Source organism: Janibacter sp. A1S7 (genome assembly GCF_037198315.1).
In the GTDB taxonomy this organism is placed as follows: Bacteria; Actinomycetota; Actinomycetes; order Actinomycetales; family Dermatophilaceae; genus Janibacter; species Janibacter alittae.
This window is the reverse complement of record NZ_CP144913.1, coordinates 2,920,294-2,938,996: the sequence shown is the minus strand read 5'-3', so window position 1 is coordinate 2,938,996 and position 18,703 is coordinate 2,920,294. Positions and strand designations below refer to the sequence as shown.

19 protein-coding genes are annotated in these 18,703 nt (G+C 70.7%); 10 read left to right on the top strand and 9 right to left on the bottom strand.

The window, feature by feature from the left end; all coding sequences use genetic code 11:
• Window positions 1–40: 40 nt before the first annotated feature.
• On the top strand, window positions 41–832 hold the full coding sequence (locus V1351_RS14220) for an HAD family hydrolase (protein WP_338748846.1): 792 nt from the start codon (window positions 41–43) through the stop codon (window positions 830–832).
• 16 nt (window positions 833–848) lie between these two features.
• Here the strand turns inward: V1351_RS14220 and V1351_RS14215 are convergent, their stop codons facing one another.
• From V1351_RS14215 to V1351_RS14205, 3 genes are all read right to left on the bottom strand, one after another.
• Window positions 849–1,205 carry a hypothetical protein gene (locus V1351_RS14215; protein WP_338748845.1) on the bottom strand — a complete coding sequence of 119 codons (357 nt, stop codon included), beginning with the start codon at window positions 1,203–1,205 and terminating at the stop codon, window positions 849–851.
• Window positions 1,205–1,510: a hypothetical protein gene (locus V1351_RS14210; RefSeq protein ID WP_338748844.1), complete on the bottom strand. Its 306-nt coding sequence runs from the start codon at window positions 1,508–1,510 to the stop codon at window positions 1,205–1,207. Before V1351_RS14210 ends, V1351_RS14215 begins: the two co-directional genes overlap by 1 nt.
• 130 nt (window positions 1,511–1,640) lie before the next feature.
• Window positions 1,641–2,312 (bottom strand): phosphatase PAP2 family protein, encoded by a 672-nt coding sequence (locus V1351_RS14205; protein ID WP_338748843.1) that lies wholly within the window; start codon window positions 2,310–2,312, stop codon window positions 1,641–1,643.
• Window positions 2,313–2,329: 17 nt separating this feature from the next.
• Here V1351_RS14205 and V1351_RS14200 point away from each other — a divergent pair, with 17 nt between their 5' ends.
• The 6 genes from V1351_RS14200 to V1351_RS14175 all read left to right on the top strand — a co-directional run bounded on the left by V1351_RS14200 (window position 2,330) and on the right by V1351_RS14175 (window position 8,156).
• Entirely contained in the window at window positions 2,330–3,154 is an 825-nt protein-coding gene (locus V1351_RS14200; protein WP_338748842.1) for an RNA methyltransferase, read from the top strand.
• A gap of 47 nt (window positions 3,155–3,201) precedes the next feature.
• The gene (locus tag V1351_RS14195; protein WP_338748841.1) at window positions 3,202–3,843 is read left to right on the top strand and encodes a VOC family protein; all 642 of its coding nucleotides are present in this window, start codon (window positions 3,202–3,204) and stop codon (window positions 3,841–3,843) included.
• Window positions 3,844–3,855: 12 nt separating this feature from the next.
• Entirely contained in the window at window positions 3,856–5,205 is a 1,350-nt protein-coding gene (locus tag V1351_RS14190) for a sensor histidine kinase (RefSeq protein WP_338748840.1), read from the top strand.
• The gene (locus V1351_RS14185; RefSeq protein ID WP_338748839.1) at window positions 5,202–5,867 is read left to right on the top strand and encodes a response regulator transcription factor; all 666 of its coding nucleotides are present in this window, start codon (window positions 5,202–5,204) and stop codon (window positions 5,865–5,867) included. The genes V1351_RS14190 and V1351_RS14185 overlap by 4 nt, the downstream gene beginning before the upstream one ends.
• 208 nt (window positions 5,868–6,075) lie before the next feature.
• A complete protein-coding gene (locus tag V1351_RS14180; protein WP_338748838.1) occupies window positions 6,076–6,993 on the top strand; it encodes an ABC transporter ATP-binding protein in 918 nt (305 codons plus the stop codon).
• Window positions 6,990–8,156 (top strand): ABC transporter permease, encoded by a 1,167-nt coding sequence (locus V1351_RS14175; RefSeq protein ID WP_338748837.1) that lies wholly within the window; start codon window positions 6,990–6,992, stop codon window positions 8,154–8,156. Before V1351_RS14180 ends, V1351_RS14175 begins: the two co-directional genes overlap by 4 nt.
• Window positions 8,157–8,282: 126 nt before the next feature.
• On the opposite strand, the gene V1351_RS14170 is transcribed toward V1351_RS14175, so the two are convergent.
• From V1351_RS14170 to V1351_RS14145, 6 genes are all read right to left on the bottom strand, one after another.
• Window positions 8,283–10,487: a heavy metal translocating P-type ATPase gene (locus V1351_RS14170; RefSeq protein ID WP_338748836.1), complete on the bottom strand. Its 2,205-nt coding sequence runs from the start codon at window positions 10,485–10,487 to the stop codon at window positions 8,283–8,285.
• A gap of 193 nt (window positions 10,488–10,680) precedes the next feature.
• On the bottom strand, window positions 10,681–10,962 hold the full coding sequence (locus tag V1351_RS14165) for a metal-sensitive transcriptional regulator (RefSeq protein WP_277237620.1): 282 nt from the start codon (window positions 10,960–10,962) through the stop codon (window positions 10,681–10,683).
• A 57-nt stretch (window positions 10,963–11,019) separates the two neighbouring features.
• Window positions 11,020–11,826 (bottom strand): class I SAM-dependent methyltransferase, encoded by an 807-nt coding sequence (locus V1351_RS14160; RefSeq protein WP_338748835.1) that lies wholly within the window; start codon window positions 11,824–11,826, stop codon window positions 11,020–11,022.
• A 44-nt stretch (window positions 11,827–11,870) separates the two neighbouring features.
• A complete protein-coding gene (gene ilvA, locus V1351_RS14155) occupies window positions 11,871–13,124 on the bottom strand; it encodes a threonine ammonia-lyase IlvA (protein ID WP_338748834.1) in 1,254 nt (417 codons plus the stop codon).
• A gap of 153 nt (window positions 13,125–13,277) precedes the next feature.
• Window positions 13,278–13,652, bottom strand: coding sequence for a DUF779 domain-containing protein (locus tag V1351_RS14150; RefSeq protein WP_338748833.1), 375 nt, complete (start codon window positions 13,650–13,652; stop codon window positions 13,278–13,280).
• Between the two features lie 43 nt (window positions 13,653–13,695).
• Window positions 13,696–15,219: an aldehyde dehydrogenase family protein gene (locus V1351_RS14145; RefSeq protein ID WP_338748832.1), complete on the bottom strand. Its 1,524-nt coding sequence runs from the start codon at window positions 15,217–15,219 to the stop codon at window positions 13,696–13,698.
• Between the two features lie 175 nt (window positions 15,220–15,394).
• On the opposite strand from V1351_RS14145, the gene V1351_RS14140 reads away from it, so the two are divergent.
• The 3 genes from V1351_RS14140 to V1351_RS14130 are packed head-to-tail and all read left to right on the top strand — an operon-like array spanning window position 15,395 to window position 18,698.
• On the top strand, window positions 15,395–16,633 hold the full coding sequence (locus V1351_RS14140) for an iron-containing alcohol dehydrogenase (RefSeq protein WP_338748831.1): 1,239 nt from the start codon (window positions 15,395–15,397) through the stop codon (window positions 16,631–16,633).
• Window positions 16,630–18,024, top strand: a complete 1,395-nt coding sequence (locus tag V1351_RS14135; protein ID WP_338748830.1) for a MadS family sensor histidine kinase — start codon at window positions 16,630–16,632, stop codon at window positions 18,022–18,024. Before V1351_RS14140 ends, V1351_RS14135 begins: the two co-directional genes overlap by 4 nt.
• 2 nt (window positions 18,025–18,026) lie before the next feature.
• Complete coding sequence (locus tag V1351_RS14130; RefSeq protein WP_338748829.1) at window positions 18,027–18,698, top strand: MadR family response regulator transcription factor; 672 nt, start codon at window positions 18,027–18,029, stop codon at window positions 18,696–18,698.
• Window positions 18,699–18,703: the final 5 nt, after the last annotated feature.

The window sequence follows — 18,703 nt, the reverse complement described above, 5'->3', positions numbered from 1 at the left end:
CTGCGCGGGGCAGGAGGGTGCGCCGGATAGCGTTCGGGGCATGGATCCGCACCTCGTCGCACTGGATGTCGACGGCACGATGCTCACCCACGACGGGCGGATGCCCGCGGTGACCCGGGAGGCGGTGCGCGCGGTGGCAGGTGCCGGCCACCACGTCGTCGTCGCCACCGGTCGCTCGGTCGTCGCGACGCTGCAGATCCTGCAGATGCTCGACCTGACCCACGGGTGGGCGGTCTGCTCCAACGGCGCGGTGACGATCGCCCTCGACTCCGCGGAGCCCGACGGGTACCGCGTCGAGGAGACGGTGACCTTCGACCCGAAGCCGGCGATGACCCTCATCCGCGAGCACGCACCGCACATCCTGTGCGCCGTCGAGCAGGTCGGGGCCGGCTTCAAGGTCGCCCGGCCCTACCCCGAGGGCGTGTTGTGGGGAGAACAGGTCGTCGTCCCGTGGGAGGAGCTCGTCGCCGAGCCCACCACCCGCGTGACCTTCCACGACCCCAACGGTGACAGCGCCGACTTCCTCGACCTCGTCGACCGGATCGGACTGCACGGGGTCAGCTATGCCGTGGGCTACACCGCGTGGCTGGACCTGGCCCCCGAGGGCGTCTCCAAGGGGTCGGCCCTGGAGATCGTGCGCCGCCGGATCGGCGTCGAGCCCGCCCGGACCTTCGCCGCCGGCGACCAGCGCAACGACCTCGAGATGCTGCAGTGGGCCGCCCGCGGGGTCGCCATGGGCGGCGCCCCGGACGAGGTCGTCGCCGCCGCCGACGAGACCACCGGCACCGTCGAGGAGGACGGGCTCGCCGCGGCACTGCGCCCCCTGCTGTGACCACGCAGCGCCGCGGTCACAGGACCCGCCAACCGGCCACGATCCCGAGGGCCACAGCCAGGAGGAACAGGACGATCTGCGCGAACGCGAAGCGCCTGATCCAGCCGGAGTACGGGTTCGGTGGCCGCGCCTCCTCGTCCTGCTGCCGGGCATCCTCGCCGATGAACTTCTGGAAGACGAGCAGGCCGAAGACGATGGACCCGAGGAAGACGCACCACGACAGGCCGAAGATGCGTCGGGTCGCCTCGTCGAGCGGGACGGAGCTCGACGCGACGAAGGAGACCTCCAGGGCGACGATCGCGGCGCACAGCGTGATCAGTTGCCTGGTGAAGTCCGTGACGAGCGTGAAGGACCGCTCCCGTGGCGACGCCATCAGCAGAAGGGCCAGAGGGGACAGATGGCCCTGAGGGAGGCCTCGACCACTCCCGGCTCGATGTCCGTGGGTGTTGCGCCGTCGGCGCTGGCGTGCCCCTCGATACGTGTCGCACCCGTGCGCACCAGTGCGGCTGCCAGCGCGTCCACGGCCTCGTCGTAGTCCTCGGCGGCGCCGTCGGCTCGCTCGTGCCCCCGCTCCAGCACAGCCATGAGCGCGGCACGCTCCCGGGAGGTGCGCAGACCGGTACCCAGCTGCTCCTGGAGGACTCCGGTGACACGAGTGAAGGCTTGCTCGGCGTCCATGGGCACCATGCTGCACCAATCGGTGGGACTCTGGTGGGCTCCCGAGTGCGGCCGGTACATGCGGTACCGCGGCGTCCGCGGCAGGGGAAGTCCTGAACGGGCGCGGTGGGTGAGTGGGCGGCGCCGTCGGCTACCCCGCGCGCGATTCGAGCGGAGGATGGGCTGTCGGCGCCAGCCCCCACACCCCGATGAGCCCGAGGACGGTCCCGAGCAGAAGGCCACTGAGGACGTCACCGGGGTAGTGGACGCCGAGGACGACCCGGTCGGCTGCGGTGAGCACGGCGCCGATGACCACCAGGGTCGTCGCGCCCCACCGGACCCACGCCGAGCGCACCGTGGTGACGAGGGTGATGAGCAGGACCGCGCCGAGGGCGGCGTTCGTGGCGTGCCCGCTCGGGTAGGACCAGCTGCCCACCTCGACGACTGCCTCCGCGGGACGCGGACGCTCGACGAGCACCTTGCAGACGGCCTCGAGCGTCCAGCCGACCAGAGAGATGGGGACGACGAGCAGGGCCCGTGACGACACCCGGCCCCGGGCCAGGAGGAGGAGCGCGACGACGAGGACGAGGGTGTGGACGACCCACGGCTGCGTGAGGTCGGACCAGAGGAGCGCGACGGACTCGAGCCCCGGGACGGTGGTGAGGAGACCGACTCCGCGGGCCACGCCCCCTTCGTCCAGATCGCGAACCGTCGCCGACGGGAGCAGCAGCCACTCGCCGAGCGCCGCGACGAGCAGCATCACGGCGGTCATCGCCGCCAGCGCCGACACGAGGCGAGCGGGGGAGGAACGATCATCGGCCATCCACCTGATTGTGGGGCATGCTGGTTCCTGCCATGGCCGATCTCGTCATCACCTCACCCGCCAACCAGCGACTGAAGGACCTCGTTGCGCTGCGCCGCCGCCGTGCCCGCGAGTGCTCCGGGACCACGCTCCTCGAAGGCCTCGAGGAGACCACCCTCGCCCTCGACGCCGGCGTCGTGCCACGTGCCCTCTTCCACTGCCCCGAGCTGATGCTCGACCCACACGCCGGTGCCGCCCTCGTCGAGCGCGCGCGACGGACCGGCGCGGAGATCGTCGAGCTGGGGCGGACCGCCTTCGAGAAGGTCGCCTACCGCGAGGGCCCCGACGGGATCCTCGCGCGGGTCCCCCTGCCCGGCCACGCACTCGCCGACGTCGAGCTGCCGGAGGGGGCGCTCGTCGTCCTGTGCGAAGGGGTGGAGAAGCCCGGCAATCTCGGGGCCGTGCTCCGCACCGCCGACGCGGCCGGCGTCGCCCTCGTCATCGCCGCCGACCCGGTCACCGACTGGGGCAACCCGAACGTCATCCGGTCGAGCAAGGGCACCGTCTTCTCCGTCCCGGTCGCCTCCGCCAGCACCGACGAGGCCTGGGCGTGGCTGACCGAGCGTGGCGTCGCCGTCGTCGCCACGACGCCGGACACCCACGTCGACCACACGGATGCCGATCTCACCGGCCCGGTCGCCGTCGCGGTCGGCTCGGAGAAGTACGGCCTGAGCGAGGCGGCCCTCGCGCGGGCCCAGTACCGGGTGCGCATCCCCATGGTGGGACAGGCGAATTCGCTCAACGTCGCCACGTCGGCGGCCATCGTCGTCTACGAGGCGGTCCGCCAGCGCCGGGCGGGCTGACGGGACCCGATTGCCGGCCGGAGTGCGGCCTGTGTCACGATGCCACCATGCGCGTTGACCACGTCTCCTTTGCAGCCGACCAGAGCGGTGTCAAGGCCACCGCGGAGCGCCTCGGCGAGGCCCTCGGGGTCACACCGGTCGATGGCGGACTGCACCCGCGATTCGGCACCCGCAACATGATCCTGCCGCTGGCGCACGAGCGCTACGTCGAGATCGTCGAGGTGCTCGACCACCCCAGCTCCGACAAGGCACCCTTCGGGCAGGTCGTGCGCGCCCGCTCCGAGGCCGGTGGCGGCTGGATGGGCTGGGTCATCCGCGTCGACGACGACCTCGAGTCCGTCGAGAAGCGTCTGGACCGCCAGGCCGTGGACGGCAACCGTCGCCTCAACGACGGCCGTGAGTTCCTGTGGAAGCAGATCGGCATCAAGGGCACCCTCGCGGACCCGCAGCTGCCCTTCTTCGTCAAGTGGGGCGAGGGCTCACCGCACCCGTCCCAGGAGGCCGAGACCGACGTGACCATCGCGTCGCTGCAGATCGCCGGCGACCCCGACCGCGTGCGGGACTGGCTGGGGGGCCACCCCGCGCAGGAGACCTCCTCGGTCATCGACTTCGACTTCGTCGCACCCAACGGCACGCCCGGCCTGATGTCCGTCACCTTCAACACCCCCAACGGTCCCGTCACCCTCTGATGGTCTGAGCCGATGGCTTCCTGGGTGGACCGCGTCGGCGACTTCTTCGCGCTCGACGACGACTGGGTCCGGCCCGACGGGGGCATCGGCCGTTCCGACGTGGTCCTCACGGTCGTCTCGGTGGCCGTCTCCCTCTTCGTCCTGGAGCTGATGCGCTCCGTCGGCAGCCTCTCGCAGGTCGACGGACCCGTCTGGCAGCAGGTGCTGCTGACCGCGGTGCCCTGCCTCTTCCTCCTGCCTCGTCGGCGGTGGCCGCTGACCACCGCAGCCCTCGCATCGGCGGGGTACCTGGCCATCGGGATCTACGTGCCCCTGATGACCAGCCTGCTCTCGACACAGGTCGTCTTCTTCCTCGTCGTCTTCGCCGGTGTGGCGTGGGCGCGCAACCGGAGGGCGATGGTGGTGGTCTACGCCGTCATCCTCGCCGCGATGTTCCTCTGGCTCGTGTGGAGCTTTGCGGTCGGGCGCGTGCTCCGCGACATGGCCCCTGCTCCCGACCCCGGGGCACTCTTCTCCGTGACGGTCGCGGCGGCACTGATGGCGGGCACCATCAACATCCTCTACTTCGGCGGTGCGGTCATCGGCGGCCAGATGGCCTGGCGCAGCGCCCGGCAGCGCGCCGACCTGGAGCAGCAGACCGCGACGATCCGAGAGCAGGCGGAGGGATTGCGCGACAACGCGATCATCGAGGAACGGCTGCGCATCGCACGCGAGCTGCACGACGTCGTCGCCCACCACGTCTCCGGGATCGGGGTGCAGGCGGCAGCGGCCCGTCGAGTCCTCGACACCGACCCCGAGGCGGCGAAGGGGGCGCTCGGCCGGATCGAGGACGGCTCCCGCGACGCGGTGATCCAGATGCGTGGCCTGCTCGGCACCCTGCGCAAGGGGGAGGCCTCCGCCGCGGTCGAGGGTGCCGGTGTCGACGGGTCGGTCGACGCTGCGCCGGACTTCACCCCGCAGCCGGGACTGGGCGACCTCCCCGAGCTCGTCACCTCCCGCACGACGTCGTCGCTCACCGTCGTCCACGACCTCGTCGAGGAGTCCGATGACGACCTGGTCCGTGTCCCGGACGCCGTGGGGCACTCGCTCTACCGGACTGCACAGGAGGCACTGACCAACGTCACGCGGCACTCGAGCGCACGCACCGCCCGGGTGACGGTGCGGGTGGGTGCGCGCAGTGCCGAGGTCGAGGTCACCGACGACGGGCGTCCCCGTCCCGGTACCTCGGGGACGGGCATGGGCCAGCTGGGGATCCGGGAACGGATCTCCTCCCATCACGGCACCGTCGAGATGGGGCCACGTCCGCTCGGTGGCTACCGCGTGCGGGCGAGGATCCCCCTTCGCTCCGGGGGTGGCTCGTGAGCCGGACGCTGCGCGTGCTCCTCGTCGACGATCAACCGCTGATCCGGTCCGGCTTCGCGATGATGCTCTCGGTGGAGGACGACCTCGAGGTGGTCGGCGAGGCCGCCACCGGCCGCGAGGCCGTCGACATGGCGGCCACGCACCGGCCCGACGTCATCGTCATGGACGTGCAGATGCCGGTCATGGACGGGGTCGCCGCCACCCGGGAGATCGTCGAGCGCGAGCTGGGCCGGGTGCTCATCCTGACCACCTTCGACCGGGACGACTACCTCTTCGACGCCCTGCGGGCCGGCGCCAGCGGGTTCCTGCTGAAGAACGCCGAGGCGGAGCAGCTCGTCGAGGCACTGCGAGCCGTCGGCCACGGCCACGCCCTGCTCGCGCCCGAGGTGACCAAGCGGGTCATCGCGCAGATGTCGGCCGATCCGCAGGCGACGGGCGAGGGGAGTCCCTCGCCGCACGCCGGGCTGATCTCCCAGCTGACGGGTCGCGAGCTCGACGTCCTGCGTCTCGTCGGCACCGGGAAGTCCAACCGGGAGATCGCCGCCGAGTTGGTCATCGGCGCCGCGACGGTCAAGACGCACGTGTCGAGCATCTTCGCCAAGCTGCAGGTGCGCGACCGCGTCGGCGCGGTGATCGTGGCCCACGAGGCCGGCATCGTCTGACCCGGGCCGACCCCGCACCGAGCCTCAGCTGCACTGTCGGGTCACAACTGCCCAGGCAGTTGCAAACCCAGGATCGCGACTGCCCGGGCACGTGCGGAGCTGCCGGACGAGGGGGCGGCACGTCCACCCGCGGGGGGATGCCGCCAACGCCTCAAGACCACCCCGGAGGCGGATCCGCGCGGATGGCCGGATCCATAGCGTTGTCACCATGGCCAACACACCGCACACGATCACCGTGGAAGGGTTGACGCGGCGGTTCGGTGACTTCACCGCCGTCGACCACGTCGACTTCACGGTCGAGCAGGGATCGATGACCGGCTTCGTCGGGGGCAACGGCGCCGGGAAGACGACGACCATGCGGATGATCATGGGCGTCCTGTCGATCACCGAGGGTCGGGTGCTCTGGGGGGAGCGACCGATCACGGTCGCCGACCAGCGCACGATCGGGTACATGCCGGAGGAGCGGGGCCTCTACCCGAAGCAGAAGGTTCTCGACCAGCTGATCTACCTCGGCCAGCTCAAGGGCCTGACCCGCACGGCTGCCCGCGAGTCCGTCATGACCCTCCTCGAGCGACTCGACCTCGCCGAGCGCGCGACCGACCCCGTCGAGGCACTCTCGCTGGGCAACCAGCAGCGTGTGCAGATCGCAGCCGCGCTGATGATCGAGCCGTCGGCGCTGATCCTCGACGAGCCCTTCTCCGGGCTCGATCCGGAGGCCGTCGACTCGATGGCCGACCTGCTGCGTGAGCACACCGCTCGCGGGGTCCCGGTGCTCTTCTCCAGCCACCAGCTCGACCTCGTCGACCGGCTCTGCGACGAGCTCGTCATCCTCGCGGGGGGCCGGGTCCGCGGCAGTGGCAGTCCCGCCGAGCTGCGCGGGGGAGCGCCGCGCCGACACCGGCTGGTCGCTGTCCGCGACGCCGGTTGGGTGCGCGAGATCCCCGGTCTGGTCACCGTCGACGTGGACGGCCCGACGGCGATCATCGACCTGCCGACCGACGTCGAGGAGGAACGCCGTCGCCTGTTGGGCGAGGTGCTCGCCGAGGGCCTGCGCCGCGGCGGCGTGGAGGAGCTCAGCCCGATCATCCCGCCGCTGTCCGAGGTCTACCGAGAGGTGACGGCATGAGTACGCACGCCTGGGCACTCGTCGCACAGCGCGACGTGTCGGTCCGCATGCGCGACAAGACCTTCATCGGGTCGACCCTCTTGACCCTCGTGATCATCCTGGGTGTCTTCGGCTTCCAGATCTGGCAGGGCAACCAGGAGTCGACCTACGACGTCGCGGTCACCAGCCAGTCCGCGCAGATGGGCGAGGTCCTGACCGACCAGGCCCCGACGATCGACGACACGGTGACGATCACGACCACCGAGGTCGACGACGACGCCGCTGCGAAGAGCGCCGTCATGGACAAGGATGTCGACGCCTGGCTCTCGCCGACCGACGACGGTTGGCAACTGGTCGGCAAGTCCGAGGTGGACAGCGGACTGCTCTCCGTGGCAGACACGGCGATCCGCCAGCACGTCCTGACCGCCAACGCCGCGCACGCCGGCACCGACCTCGCGACCCTCCAAGCAGGCAGCGCCGTCAGCACGGACATCCTCGACGGTGACGCCGAGCAGCGACAGATCGGGCAGGCGGTCGGGTTCGGCATGGCCTTCCTCTTCTACATGGCCGCCATCATCTTCGGGATGTACCTCGCGATGAGCGTGACCGAGGAGAAGCAGTCGCGGATCGTGGAGATCATCGCGACGTCGATCCCCCTTCGCCACCTGCTCTTCGGCAAGCTCGCCGCCGCCGTCGTGCTCGCCGTGGGCCAGCTCGTGCTGTACGGCATCGTCGCCGTGATCGGGGTGACGTTCACCGAGTGGGGCGACCTGCTGCCGGGCTTCACCTCGAGCCTGGCCTGGTTCGTCGTCTTCTTCCTCGCCGGCTTCACGATGATCGCGGCACTGTACGCGGTGGCCGGATCGCTCGCCTCGCGGCAGGAGGACATCCAGTCCACGTCGCTGCCGGTCACGATGCTGATCATGGTGATGTTCTTCGGTGCGATCTTCGCCAAGGGCACGGTCGTCGAGGTGCTCGCCTGGATCCCCCCGTTCTCGGCGATCCTCCAGCCGATGCGCCTGGTCTCTGGTGAGTCGTCCTGGTGGGAGGCGCTGATCAGCCTCGGTCTGCTCGCCGCCGCCACCTTCGCGGTCATCCTGCTCGCCGAGCGGATCTACCGCCGGGCGCTGATGCAGACCTCCGGCAAGCTCTCCGTCGCGCAGGCGTGGAAGGCCGAGATCTGAGGGATCGAGCGCCCGCCGCGGGGTAACAGGGATCCGCGTGCGTCGCGGGCGAGAGGAGGACGTGGTCGGCCGGGCACCCGCAGGGGTGGTGCCCGGCCGATCCGCTCCGTGGCGAAGGGGGATCCCTCAGTCGTCCGGCAGCACCCTGCGCAGCCGCAGGGAGTTGAGCACGACGAGGACCGAGCTCATCGCCATCGCCGCGCCGGCGATCATCGGGTTGAGCAGGCCGGCCACCGCGAGCGGGATTGCGGCGATGTTGTAGCCGAACGCCCAGCCGAGGTTCTGCTTGATCACCTTCAGCGTCTCCCGGGAGAGCGAGATCGCGCGGGGGACCGACTCGAGGTCGGCGTGCACGAGCACGATGTCGGCGGACTCCATCGCGACGTCGGTGCCGGTGCCCATCGCCATCCCGAGATCGGCACGCACGATCGCGGCCGCGTCGTTGACGCCGTCGCCGACCATCGCGACGACCCGACCCTCGCCCTGGAGGCGCTCGATGACGTCGTGCTTGTCGTGGGGGCGCACCCCGGCGATGACGTGCTCGGCGTCGATGCCGACGGTCGCGGCGATCGCGGTCGCGTTGTGCTCGGCGTCGCCGCTGAGCAGCCACACCTGCAGACCCTCGGCCCGCAGCGCGCGGATCGCGTCGCCCGAGGTGTCACGGACCTCGTCGGCGACGGTGAGCGCGCCGCGCGCCTTGCGCTCCCACCCGACGAAGACGGTCGTGCCGCGCCGCTCGAGCGTCGCCAGCTCCGGCGGCACCTCGTCGAAGAGGTCGGACTTGCCGACGGTGACGCGGGTGCCCTTGATCGTGGCGACCGCGCCGGAGCCGGGCAGGCTCTCGAAGTCCGTGATGCGCGGGATCTTGATGCCCTGGTCCTGCGCGCGGCGCACGATGGCCCGCGCGATCGGGTGCTCGCTGCCGGACTCGACGGCCGCGGCCGCGCTGAGGACGGCGGCGGGGTGCAGCCCGGGAGCAGCGGCGAGGTCGGTCACCTGGGCGACGCCCGTGGTGATCGTCCCGGTCTTGTCCAGGACGAGGGTGTCGATACGGCGGGTGTCCTCGAGGACCTGCGGGCCCTTGATGAGGATGCCCTTCTGCGCGCCGCGACTGGTGCCGACGAGCAGCGCCATCGGCGTGGCCAGGCCCAGCGCGCACGGGCAGGCGATGATCAGCACGGTCACGGCGACGCCGATCGCGGTCGTCGCCGACCCGGAGCCGATCCACCAGCCGACGAAGGTCAGCAACGCGACCACCAGGACGGCGGGGACGAAGACCGCGGAGACCCGGTCGGCGAGGCGCTGGACGTCGGCCTTGCCGGTCTGCGCCTGCTCGACCAGTCGCACGATCGCGGCGAAGGTCGTGTCAGAGCCCACCGCGGTCGCCTCGACGATCAGCCGCCCGGAGGTGTTGACGGTGCCGGCGTCGACCGTGTCGCCGGAGCGCACGTCGACGGGCACGGACTCACCGGTGACGAGCGAGGTGTCGATGGAGCTCGTGCCGTCGATGATGCGACCGTCGGTCGCGACCTTCTCTCCCGGCCGCACGATGAAGTGGTCGCCGACCTGCAGCTCGTCCAGCGGGAGGATGACCTCGGTGGTCGCCCGGGTGCGCGAGTCGATCCGCTGGACGGCCACCCCCTTCGCCCCGAGGTCCATGAGCTCGGTGAGCGCGGAGCGGCCCTCGTCCTTGCTCCGGGCCTCGAGCCACCGACCGATGAGGAGGAAGGCGGTGATGACCGCAGCGGTCTCGAAGTAGTAGTGCCCGTCCTGCCCCGCGCCGGTGAGCAGCGTGACGAGCGACCACAGGTACGCGGCGCTGACACCGAGCGAGACGAGGGTGTCCATCGTCGACGCGAGGTGGCGCGCGTTGACGAAGGCCGCGCGGTGGAAGGGCCACGCCGCCCACACCACGACGGGGGTGGTCACGAGCAGCTGCAGCCACGGGTTCGCGGGGAAGCTCCACGGGCCCATCGCGAGCAGCACGACGACCGCGGCGAGCGCACCGGCCACGATCGCGCGGCGGGCGAGGTCGGCGCGGGCGACCGGGGTGTGCTTCGGGGGAGCGAGGCGGGCCTCCGGCTCGATGACGGTGGCGCCGTACCCGGACTTCTCCACCGTCGCGATCAGCTCGTCGATGCTCACCGACTCCGGGTGACTGACCCGGGCCTTCTCCGTCGCGAGGTTGACGACGGCGTCGACCCCGTCGATCTTGCCGAGGTTGCGCTCGACCCGGGCCGAGCAGGAGGCGCAGGTCATCCCCGTGATGGCCAGGTCGACGGTGTGCTCGTCCGTCGTCGACTCGGAGCGGGGGTCGGTCACGGTCGACATCAGGTCGTCACCGTGGTCCCGGCACAGGGGGAGAAGGGGGTGGTGTCCATGGCTTCATTCTCCTGATCGGGCGGGGTGGTTCGGGGAGGCGAAGGGGTGGGTCGCCCCATCCTGCTCCGCAACTGCTTAGGCTCCTGCGAAGTCCGGGCGGTCACTTGTCGCAACTGCTTAGGCTCCTGCGACGTCCGGGCGGTCAGGACCGCACCAGTCGGGCGATCGCCTCGCTGGCCTCGGTGACCTTCTCCGCCGCGGCCTCGTCGCTCTCGCGGGCGGCGTCGACGATGCAGTGGCCGACATGGTCCTCGAGCAGGCCGAGGCTGACGGCCTGCAGCGCCTTGGTCGCCGCGGAGACCTGGGTCAGGATGTCGATGCAGTACGTGTCGTCCTCGACCATGCGGGCGATGCCGCGGATCTGGCCCTCGACGCGGCCGAGCCGCTTGAGATACTGCTCCTTGCTGCCGCTGTATCCGGCCATGGGATCCTCCAGGGGTGTCGTCGTTGTGGCCCATCATACCCCCTCAGGGTATGAGAGTCAGGCCGCGACGGCGGTGACCACGTGGGCCGAGAGGCGGCCGGAGTGGGGCTGCGTGCCCCACCGCTCCTCGAGCAGCCGGGTCACCTCCGCGGTGGTGCGTGCGGCGTCGGCGTGGCGCTCGGCGAGGATGTGCGCCAGCGGGGTCCCCTGGCAGTGCGCGATCGCGATGTCGCGGGCGGACGTGGGCCGGCTGTGGTGCGTGACCGATCTGATGCGGACGTCGCTGAAGCCGGCGTCCTCGAGCTCCCCCCGGATGACGGCCGGGTCGGTGTACCCGAAGGGGCTGCGTCGCAGGAACTGCGGTGGGTCGTCGGGGAAGATCACCCTGAGCGCGTCGTCCACGGCAAGGCTGGCCTCGTGGTCCTCGATCCGCCCCCACGCGGCCATGACGTGGCGCCCGCCGGGACGCAGGACCCGCCGCACCTGTCCGTACGCGCCCGGGCGGTCCGGGAAGAACATGACCCCGAACTGGCACACGACCGCGTCGAAGGCCGCATCGTCGAACGGCAGGTCCTGCGCGTCGGCGGACGTCCACCGCACGCGGTCGGACGGCGGGAGGACGGCGGCGGCTCGCTCGAGCATCGCCGGACTGAGGTCGGTCGCCGTGATCCGGGCCGAGGGCAGGAGTCGGTGGAGCGCACGCGTCACGACCCCGGTCCCGGCGGCGGTCTCCAGCACGTCGTGGGGCGCGGCCGAGGCGACCTCGGCGGCGACGTCCTCGGCGTAGTCGAGGAACATCAGCGGCACCACGACGGTGTCGTAGAGCTCGGGGATCGTTCCAGCGAAGACGCTGTCGGTGGACACCCTTTGAGTATGACCCTGTTGCGGCCGGGAGGACAGACCCCGGGTCAGCCGATGATGCGGAAGAGCGGGCTGTCCGGCGCGATCGTCTCGATGCTCAGCGGGGAGGTGTCCATCCGCGCGAGCAGCGGCAGCAGGTCGTCGGGGTCGCCGAGCTCGAGGCCGACGACCGCCGTGCCGGTGTCGCGGTTGTTGCGCTTGATGTAGTCGAAGAAGGTGATGTCGTCCTCCGGCCCGAGGACCTCGTCGAGGAAGCGGCGCAGCGCCCCCGGCTCCTGGGGGAAGTCGACGAGGAAGTAGTGCTTGCGCCCCTCGTGGACCAGGGCCCGCTCGACGATCTCGGCGTAGCGGGAGACGTCGTTGTTGCCCCCGGAGACGACGGCGACGACGGTCGACCCCGGGACGATGTCGAGGTCGCCCAGGATGGTCGTGGCCATCGCTCCCGCGGGCTCGGCGATGATCCCGTCGGTCTGGTACATCTCCAGCATCTCGACGCAGATCGCCCCCTCGGAGACCGTCGTCAGCTCGGCGCCGGTCGCGTCGACGGCCGCATGGGTGAGGTCCCCGACCCGGCGGACCGCGGCCCCGTCGACGAAGGGGGAGACCTCCTCGAGCGTCACCGGCGCCCCCGCGGCCAGGGCCGCCGCCATCGAGGCCGCGCCCTCCGGCTCCACGCCGACGAGCCGGGTGTCGGAGGCGTGGGCGGCCAACCACGTCGACATGCCGCCGAGGAGGCCCCCACCGCCGACGGGCACGGTGACGACGTCGGGTGCGCGGCCGAGCTGCTCGAGGATCTCCACGGCGACGGCACCCTGCCCGGCCATGGTCTCCACCGCGTTGAAGGCGGGGACGACGACGGCGCCGGTGCGCTCCGCGTCGGCGGCAGCCGCGGCCGCTGCGTCGTCGTAGACCTCCCCGGTGACGATGACCTCGACCATGTCCCCACCGAGGGCGGCGACGCGATCACGTTTCTGGCGAGGAGTGTTGCGCGGCAGGTAGATCCGCGAGCGAACCCCGAGCCGCTGCCCGGCGAAGGCCACGCCCTGGGCGTGGTTCCCGGCGCTCGCGGCGACGACCCCCTTCGCCCGCTGCTCCTCGGGCAGGGAGGCGATGAGCGTGAAGGCCCCGCGCACCTTGTACGACCGCACCGGCTGCAGGTCCTCGCGCTTGAGCCAGACCTCGGCGCCCGTGACGGCGGAGAGTCGCTCGCTGCGCTGCAGCGGCGTCGGCGGGAGGAACTCGGCCAAGAGCGCCGCCGCCTCGTCGACGGCGGCGGCGGTCAGTGGGGATGCAGACGTCACGGGGGCCACGGTAGTCCTCGGGCACCGTGGCCGGCGGAGAGGCTCGCCTCCGGGTCGTCACACAACCGCGCGCGGCAGAGCGGGAGCGCAGCTGATCGGCGCAGCCTGGTCGGCCCCCTTCGCAGGTCAGCCGTCGCTGCGAAGGGGGCCGGGTCACAGGAGGTCGAACTCGGCCAGCTCGTCCTCGGTCATCAGGCGGGAACGGATGAGGAAGCGCACCCCTTCGGGAGCCTCGACGGAGAATCCCGAGCCACGGCCGGGAACCACGTCGACGGTCAGGTGGGTGTGCTTCCAGTACTCGTACTGCGCGACGCTCATCCAGAAGTCGACGGGCGTGAACCCTTCACCGGTGAGTGTGCCGAGGTGGATGTCGGCCTCGCTGGTGATGAAGTCCCCCGCCGGGTAGCACATCGGGGACGACCCGTCGCAGCAGCCGCCGCTCTGATGGAACATCAGCGGTCCGTGCCGCCGCTCCAGCGTGGCGAGCAGCGTGGCGGCTTCGTCGGTGAGGTCGACGCGTGTACCCATGGCGGGGACTCCCTTCGTGGTGGTGGTCAGGTGCCCGGGTTGATCAGAAGAAGCCGAGCTTGTTCTGGTCGTAGCTGACCAGCAGGTTCTTCGTCTGCTGGTAGTGCTCGAGCATCATCTTGTGGTTCTCCCGGCCGATGCCGGACTGCTTGTAACCGCCGAAGGCGGCGCCTGCCGGGTACTGGTGGTAGCAGTTGGTCCACACGCGACCGGCCTGGATGCCACGACCCATCCGGTAGGTGGTGTGGGCGCTGCGCGACCAGACGCCGGCGCCGAGGCCGTAGAGGGTGTCGTTGGCGGTCGAGAGGGCCTCGTCCTCGTCGGTGAAGGAGGTCAGCGAGACGACCGGGCCGAAGATCTCTTCCTGGAAGATGCGCATCGAGTTGGTGCCCTCGAAGACCGTCGGGGCGATGTAGTACCCGCCCGAGAGGTCGCCCCCGAGGTCGATGACCTCGCCGCCGGTGAGCACCTTGGCGCCCTCCTCGCGGCCGATGTCGAGGTAGCTCTTGATCTTCTCGAACTGGTCGTTGCTCGCCTGGGCGCCCATGGTCGTGTCGGTGTCGAGGGGGTTGCCCTGCACGATCGCCTCGACCCGCTTGATGGCATCGGGGACGAATTGGTCGTACATGCCCTTCTGCACCAGCGCCCGCGACGGGCACGTGCAGATCTCGCCCTGGTTGAGGGCGAACATGGTGAAGCCCTCGAGCGCCTTGTCGTAGAAGGCGTCGTTCTCCGCGGCCACGTCGTCGAAGAAGACATTGGGCGACTTGCCGCCGAGCTCGAGGGTCACGGGGATGATGTTCTGGCTGGCGTACTGCATGATCAGCCGGCCGGTGGTCGTCTCGCCCGTGAAGGCGATCTTGGCGATGCGCGGGCTCGAGGCCAATGGCTTGCCGGCCTCCACGCCGAAGCCGTTGACGATGTTGAGCACACCCGCCGGCAGCAGGTCACCGATGAGCTCGGCGACCTTGAGGATCGACCAAGGGGTCTGCTCGGCCGGCTTGAGGACGATGCAGTTGCCCGCGGCGAGCGCCGGAGCCAGCTTCCACACGGCCATGAGGATGGGGAAGTTCCACGGGATGATCTGGCCGACGACGCCGAGCGGCTCGTGGAAGTGGTAGGCGATCGTGTCGTTGTCGATCTCGGTGTTGCCGCTCTCCTGCGCGCGGATCGCGCCGGCGAAGTAGCGGAAGTGATCGACCGCGAGCGGGATGTCGGCGGCGAGGCACTCACGGACCGCCTTGCCGTTCTCCCAGGTCTCGATGACCGCGATGTCCTCGAGGTTGGCCTCGATGGCGTCGGCGATCTTGAGCAGGATATTGGACCGCTCGGTGATCGAGGTGCGTCCCCACGCGTCCTTGGCGGCGTGGGCCGCGTCGAGGGCCTTGTCGATGTCCTCGGCGGTGCCGCGGGCGATCCGGGTGAAGGCCTGACCGGTCACCGGGGTGATGTTGTCGAAGTACTCACCCTTGACCGGCGGGACCCACTCCCCCCCGATGAAGTTCTCGTACCGTTCCTTGACCTCGATGGTCGAGTCGGAGCTACCGGGCTGGCTGTAGACGGCCATGTCTGTCTGCCTCCTGAGAGTCAACCGACGACGCTCCGTCGCGCCGTCGTCCTGGGGTGACGTTAGGACGAAGGGGGTTGGCCGAAGGTTGGTCGCCTGACGACCTACCTACCCGATCGGGTAGGTCTCTCCCGTTCGCCTTCCGGCGGCGTACGCAGCCGGTTACGGTGGCGAGATGAGACCGGCAGGGATCACGTCGATGGCGACGGAGGGCGACGGCAGCTCCCGCACATCCGCCGTCCCCGGGGCGGCCCCGGACGATGGCGCGTTCCTTCTGAAGTTCCACGCGCCGGAGATCCTCTTCGGCCCCGGTTCGATGGGTGAATCGGGTTATGCCGCAGCGCGATTGGGTGCCCGTCGCCCCTTCGTCGTGACTGATCCGGGCGTCGTCGAGGCGGGTTGGGTCGATGAGCTGCTGCCGTTGCTGCGTGCCGAGGGCCTGCACCCCACCGTGTGGACGTCGGTGACGCCCAACCCCAAGGACCACGAGGTCTCGGCCGCGTACGAGCGGTATCTCGAGGTGGGTGGCGACGTCATCGTCGCCATCGGAGGGGGATCCTGCGCGGATGCGGCGAAGGGAGTCGCGGTCCTCGCCGGCAACGGCGGCGACATCCGGGACTACGCGGGGATCGACCAGATGGAGTCCCCGATCCCACCGCTGCTCATGATCCCGAGCACCTCGGGGACCGGGGCCGACGTGTCGCAGTTCTGCATCGTCACCGACACCGATCGCCGCGTGAAGCTGACGATCATGGGTCGCGCTCTCGTGCCGGACATCTCGATCACGGACCCGCGTCTGCTCACGACGATGCCGGACGACCTCAATGCGGCGACCGGGCTGGACGCGCTGACGCACGCCGTCGAGTCCTATGTGTCACTGGCGCACAACCCGCTCGCCGACGGTCAGGCGCTGAGCGCGGTCGGCCTCGTCTGCCGCCACCTTCGCTTGACGATGAGCGACCCGTTCCAGCTCGAGCACCGCGGCAAGATGGCCCAGGCGAGCCTGCAGGCGGGGATGGCCTTCTCCAACGCCATCCTCGGCGCGACCCATGCGATGAGCCACCAGGTCGGGGGCCTCCTGGACGCACCGCACGGGGTGATCAACGGGGTGCTCCTGCCGCACGTCATCCGGTACAACGCGCGCGTTGCGCCCGATCGCTTTGTGGGGCTGGCTCTCTCCGCGGGCCTGGCCGTGGGCACGATGCCCGGCGAGGAGGCCGCCGAGCTGCTGGCCGACCACGTGCGGCGGCTCGCCGACGACGTGGGCGTGCCTCGGGGGCTGCGCGAGCTCGGGGTGTGCGAGGACAACATCGAGTCGCTGTCGGCGACGACCCTGCAGGACGCGTGCCTGGCGACCAATCCTCGGGCGGCCGATCAGAACGACATCAGAACCCTCTTCCTGGAAGCGTTGTGACCTCCGCGTGCCCGGGACCCGACCTCGGGGCCCTGACGGGGGTCCGGTCGGGCAAGCGCTCGTACTACCGCGCCTACGTCCGCTCCGACGAGCGGACCCAGCGGGCCGTGCGCGCGATGGACACGATCTCCCGGGCTCTGGTCCGCACCCACGAGGGTCCGCGCGGACTGCTGGAGGAGGTCGTGCGAGCGGCCGCGGCGCATCTCGAGGCCGACTGGACCATCCTGGCCCTCACGGACGGTCACCTCATCGGTGCCCGCCCCCGCTTCCTCGCCCTGGCGAAGGGGGAGACGGCTCCGGTCGACGAGGCGGAGGCACTTCCGGGCGCCGTGCGGCGGGAGCTCGGGGCGATCCGGGCCGGGTTGGCCGTGCGCACCGCGGACGACAACCCCTGGGTGCGGGTGCCGGTCATCCTCGCGGGCACGAATGTGGGGGCGCTCGTCGGCCTGCACGGACTCGTCGCCGACCCGGAGCCGGGCGACCTCGCGGTGCTGCGGATCCTTGCGAACCAGGCCGCCGTCTCGCTGCACACCTCGGAGCAGTACCTCGAGGGACAGGGCCTGCACCGTCGCGCGCAGCAGCTCTACGACGAGGTGCAGGCCCAAGCGCGGGACCTGGCGCTCCGGACGCACGAGCTGCACCGCCTCGAGAAGCGGCTCGAGCTGGCCCGGCAGCGCGAGCTCATCGACACCGAGCGCGGCCGCATCGCCCGGGAGCTGCACGACTCAGTGACCCAGTACGTGCTCTCGGCGGGGATGGCGGTCGAGATGGCGCGGGGGGAGGCCGAGGCGCGGGCCGGTGGCGACGACCCGATCCACGAGCAGCTCGTCACCGCCAAGGACCTGACCCAGCAGGCCGTGGGGCAGCTGCGGCGGGCGATCTACGCGCTGAGCCGCCGCCAGGGGGAGACGTTGGCGTCGCTGCCCGACCTCGTGCGTGAGGTCGCCGAGCACCACCGAAGCCATCTGCAGGTCCAGGTCAGGGTCGAGGGAGAGGCACTGTCGTTGGGGGTCGATGCCGAGCACGACATCGCTCGTGCCGTCGGTGAGGCGATGTTCAACGTGGCCCTGCACGCCCACGCGACCCGGGCGGTGGTTCGGCTGCGGTACCGACCCGATGAGGTGCTCGTGACCGTCGCCGACGACGGGTGCGGTGATCCCGTGGTGCTCGGACGGCTGATCAGGGTGGAGCGACGCAGCTCCGACGGCAGCCACCGGGGGCTGGCCAACATCGAGGCCCGGGTGGCCGATCTCGGCGGACGGGTGCGCTTCCGTCGGGCCCGCATCGGAGGCGTCCGGGTCGAGATCCGGGTCCCGGTGCCGGGGGAGGCCCGACAGCCGGGCCTCATCGAGGAGCTGGCCCGTGGTGACGGGACCCAGGAGAGGGAATGACGATGACCGAACACGCAGGGGTGGCTGGCGACCACGACGGGATCAGGCTGCTGCTCGTCGATGACCACGCGATCGTTCGCCAGGGTCTGCGGTCGGTGCTGCAGCGCGAGGACGGCATCCAGATCGTCGGCGAGGCGGAGGACGCGGAGCAGGCCAAGACGCTCGTGGCGGAGTTGGCGCCGCACATGGTCTGCCTCGACCTGAAGCTGTCGACGACCTCCGACAGCGAGGGCATCGCGCTGTGCGAGGAGCTGACCACTTTGCATCCGGACATCGCAGTGCTCGTGCTCACGACCTTCCTCGATGAGCGCCTGGTCCTCCGCGCGATCCGTGCCGGTGCGCGGGGTTACGTCGTCAAGGACGTCGACACCACGGGGCTCGTGCGGGCCATCCACGACGTGAGCCGCGGGGGCAGCGCCTTCGACGCCCGTTCGGCCGCCGCCGTCGTCCGGGGTCTGCACGGGTCGGAGGAGGAAGAGCCGAAGGCGCTGACGAGCCGAGAGCTCGAGGTCCTGCGCCTGCTCGCGTCGGGGATGTCCAACAGCAGGATCGGGAAGGAGCTGTTCATCTCCGAGACGACGGCGAAGTTCCACGTGGGGAACATCCTGCGCAAGCTGAACGTCTCCCGGCGGGCCGAGGCCGTCTACGAGGCCTCCAAGACGGGCCTCATCTGAGAGCG

Coding starts and splice junctions, on each gene's coding strand:
- V1351_RS14145 (WP_338748832.1), bottom strand. CDS start 15,219: ATGGCCGTCTACAGCCAGCCCGGTAGCTCCGACTCGACCATCGAGGTC.
- V1351_RS14165 (WP_277237620.1), bottom strand. CDS start 10,962: ATGGCCGGATACAGCGGCAGCAAGGAGCAGTATCTCAAGCGGCTCGGC.
- V1351_RS14150 (WP_338748833.1), bottom strand. CDS start 13,652: ATGGGTACACGCGTCGACCTCACCGACGAAGCCGCCACGCTGCTCGCC.
- V1351_RS14170 (WP_338748836.1), bottom strand. CDS start 10,487: ATGTCGACCGTGACCGACCCCCGCTCCGAGTCGACGACGGACGAGCAC.
- V1351_RS14200 (WP_338748842.1), top strand. CDS start 2,330: ATGCTGGTTCCTGCCATGGCCGATCTCGTCATCACCTCACCCGCCAAC.
- V1351_RS14130 (WP_338748829.1), top strand. CDS start 18,027: ATGACCGAACACGCAGGGGTGGCTGGCGACCACGACGGGATCAGGCTG.
- V1351_RS14220 (WP_338748846.1), top strand. CDS start 41: ATGGATCCGCACCTCGTCGCACTGGATGTCGACGGCACGATGCTCACC.
- V1351_RS14215 (WP_338748845.1), bottom strand. CDS start 1,205: ATGGCGTCGCCACGGGAGCGGTCCTTCACGCTCGTCACGGACTTCACC.
- V1351_RS14180 (WP_338748838.1), top strand. CDS start 6,076: ATGGCCAACACACCGCACACGATCACCGTGGAAGGGTTGACGCGGCGG.
- V1351_RS14140 (WP_338748831.1), top strand. CDS start 15,395: ATGAGACCGGCAGGGATCACGTCGATGGCGACGGAGGGCGACGGCAGC.
- V1351_RS14205 (WP_338748843.1), bottom strand. CDS start 2,312: ATGGCCGATGATCGTTCCTCCCCCGCTCGCCTCGTGTCGGCGCTGGCG.
- V1351_RS14210 (WP_338748844.1), bottom strand. CDS start 1,510: ATGGACGCCGAGCAAGCCTTCACTCGTGTCACCGGAGTCCTCCAGGAG.
- V1351_RS14175 (WP_338748837.1), top strand. CDS start 6,990: ATGAGTACGCACGCCTGGGCACTCGTCGCACAGCGCGACGTGTCGGTC.
- V1351_RS14190 (WP_338748840.1), top strand. CDS start 3,856: ATGGCTTCCTGGGTGGACCGCGTCGGCGACTTCTTCGCGCTCGACGAC.
- V1351_RS14195 (WP_338748841.1), top strand. CDS start 3,202: ATGCGCGTTGACCACGTCTCCTTTGCAGCCGACCAGAGCGGTGTCAAG.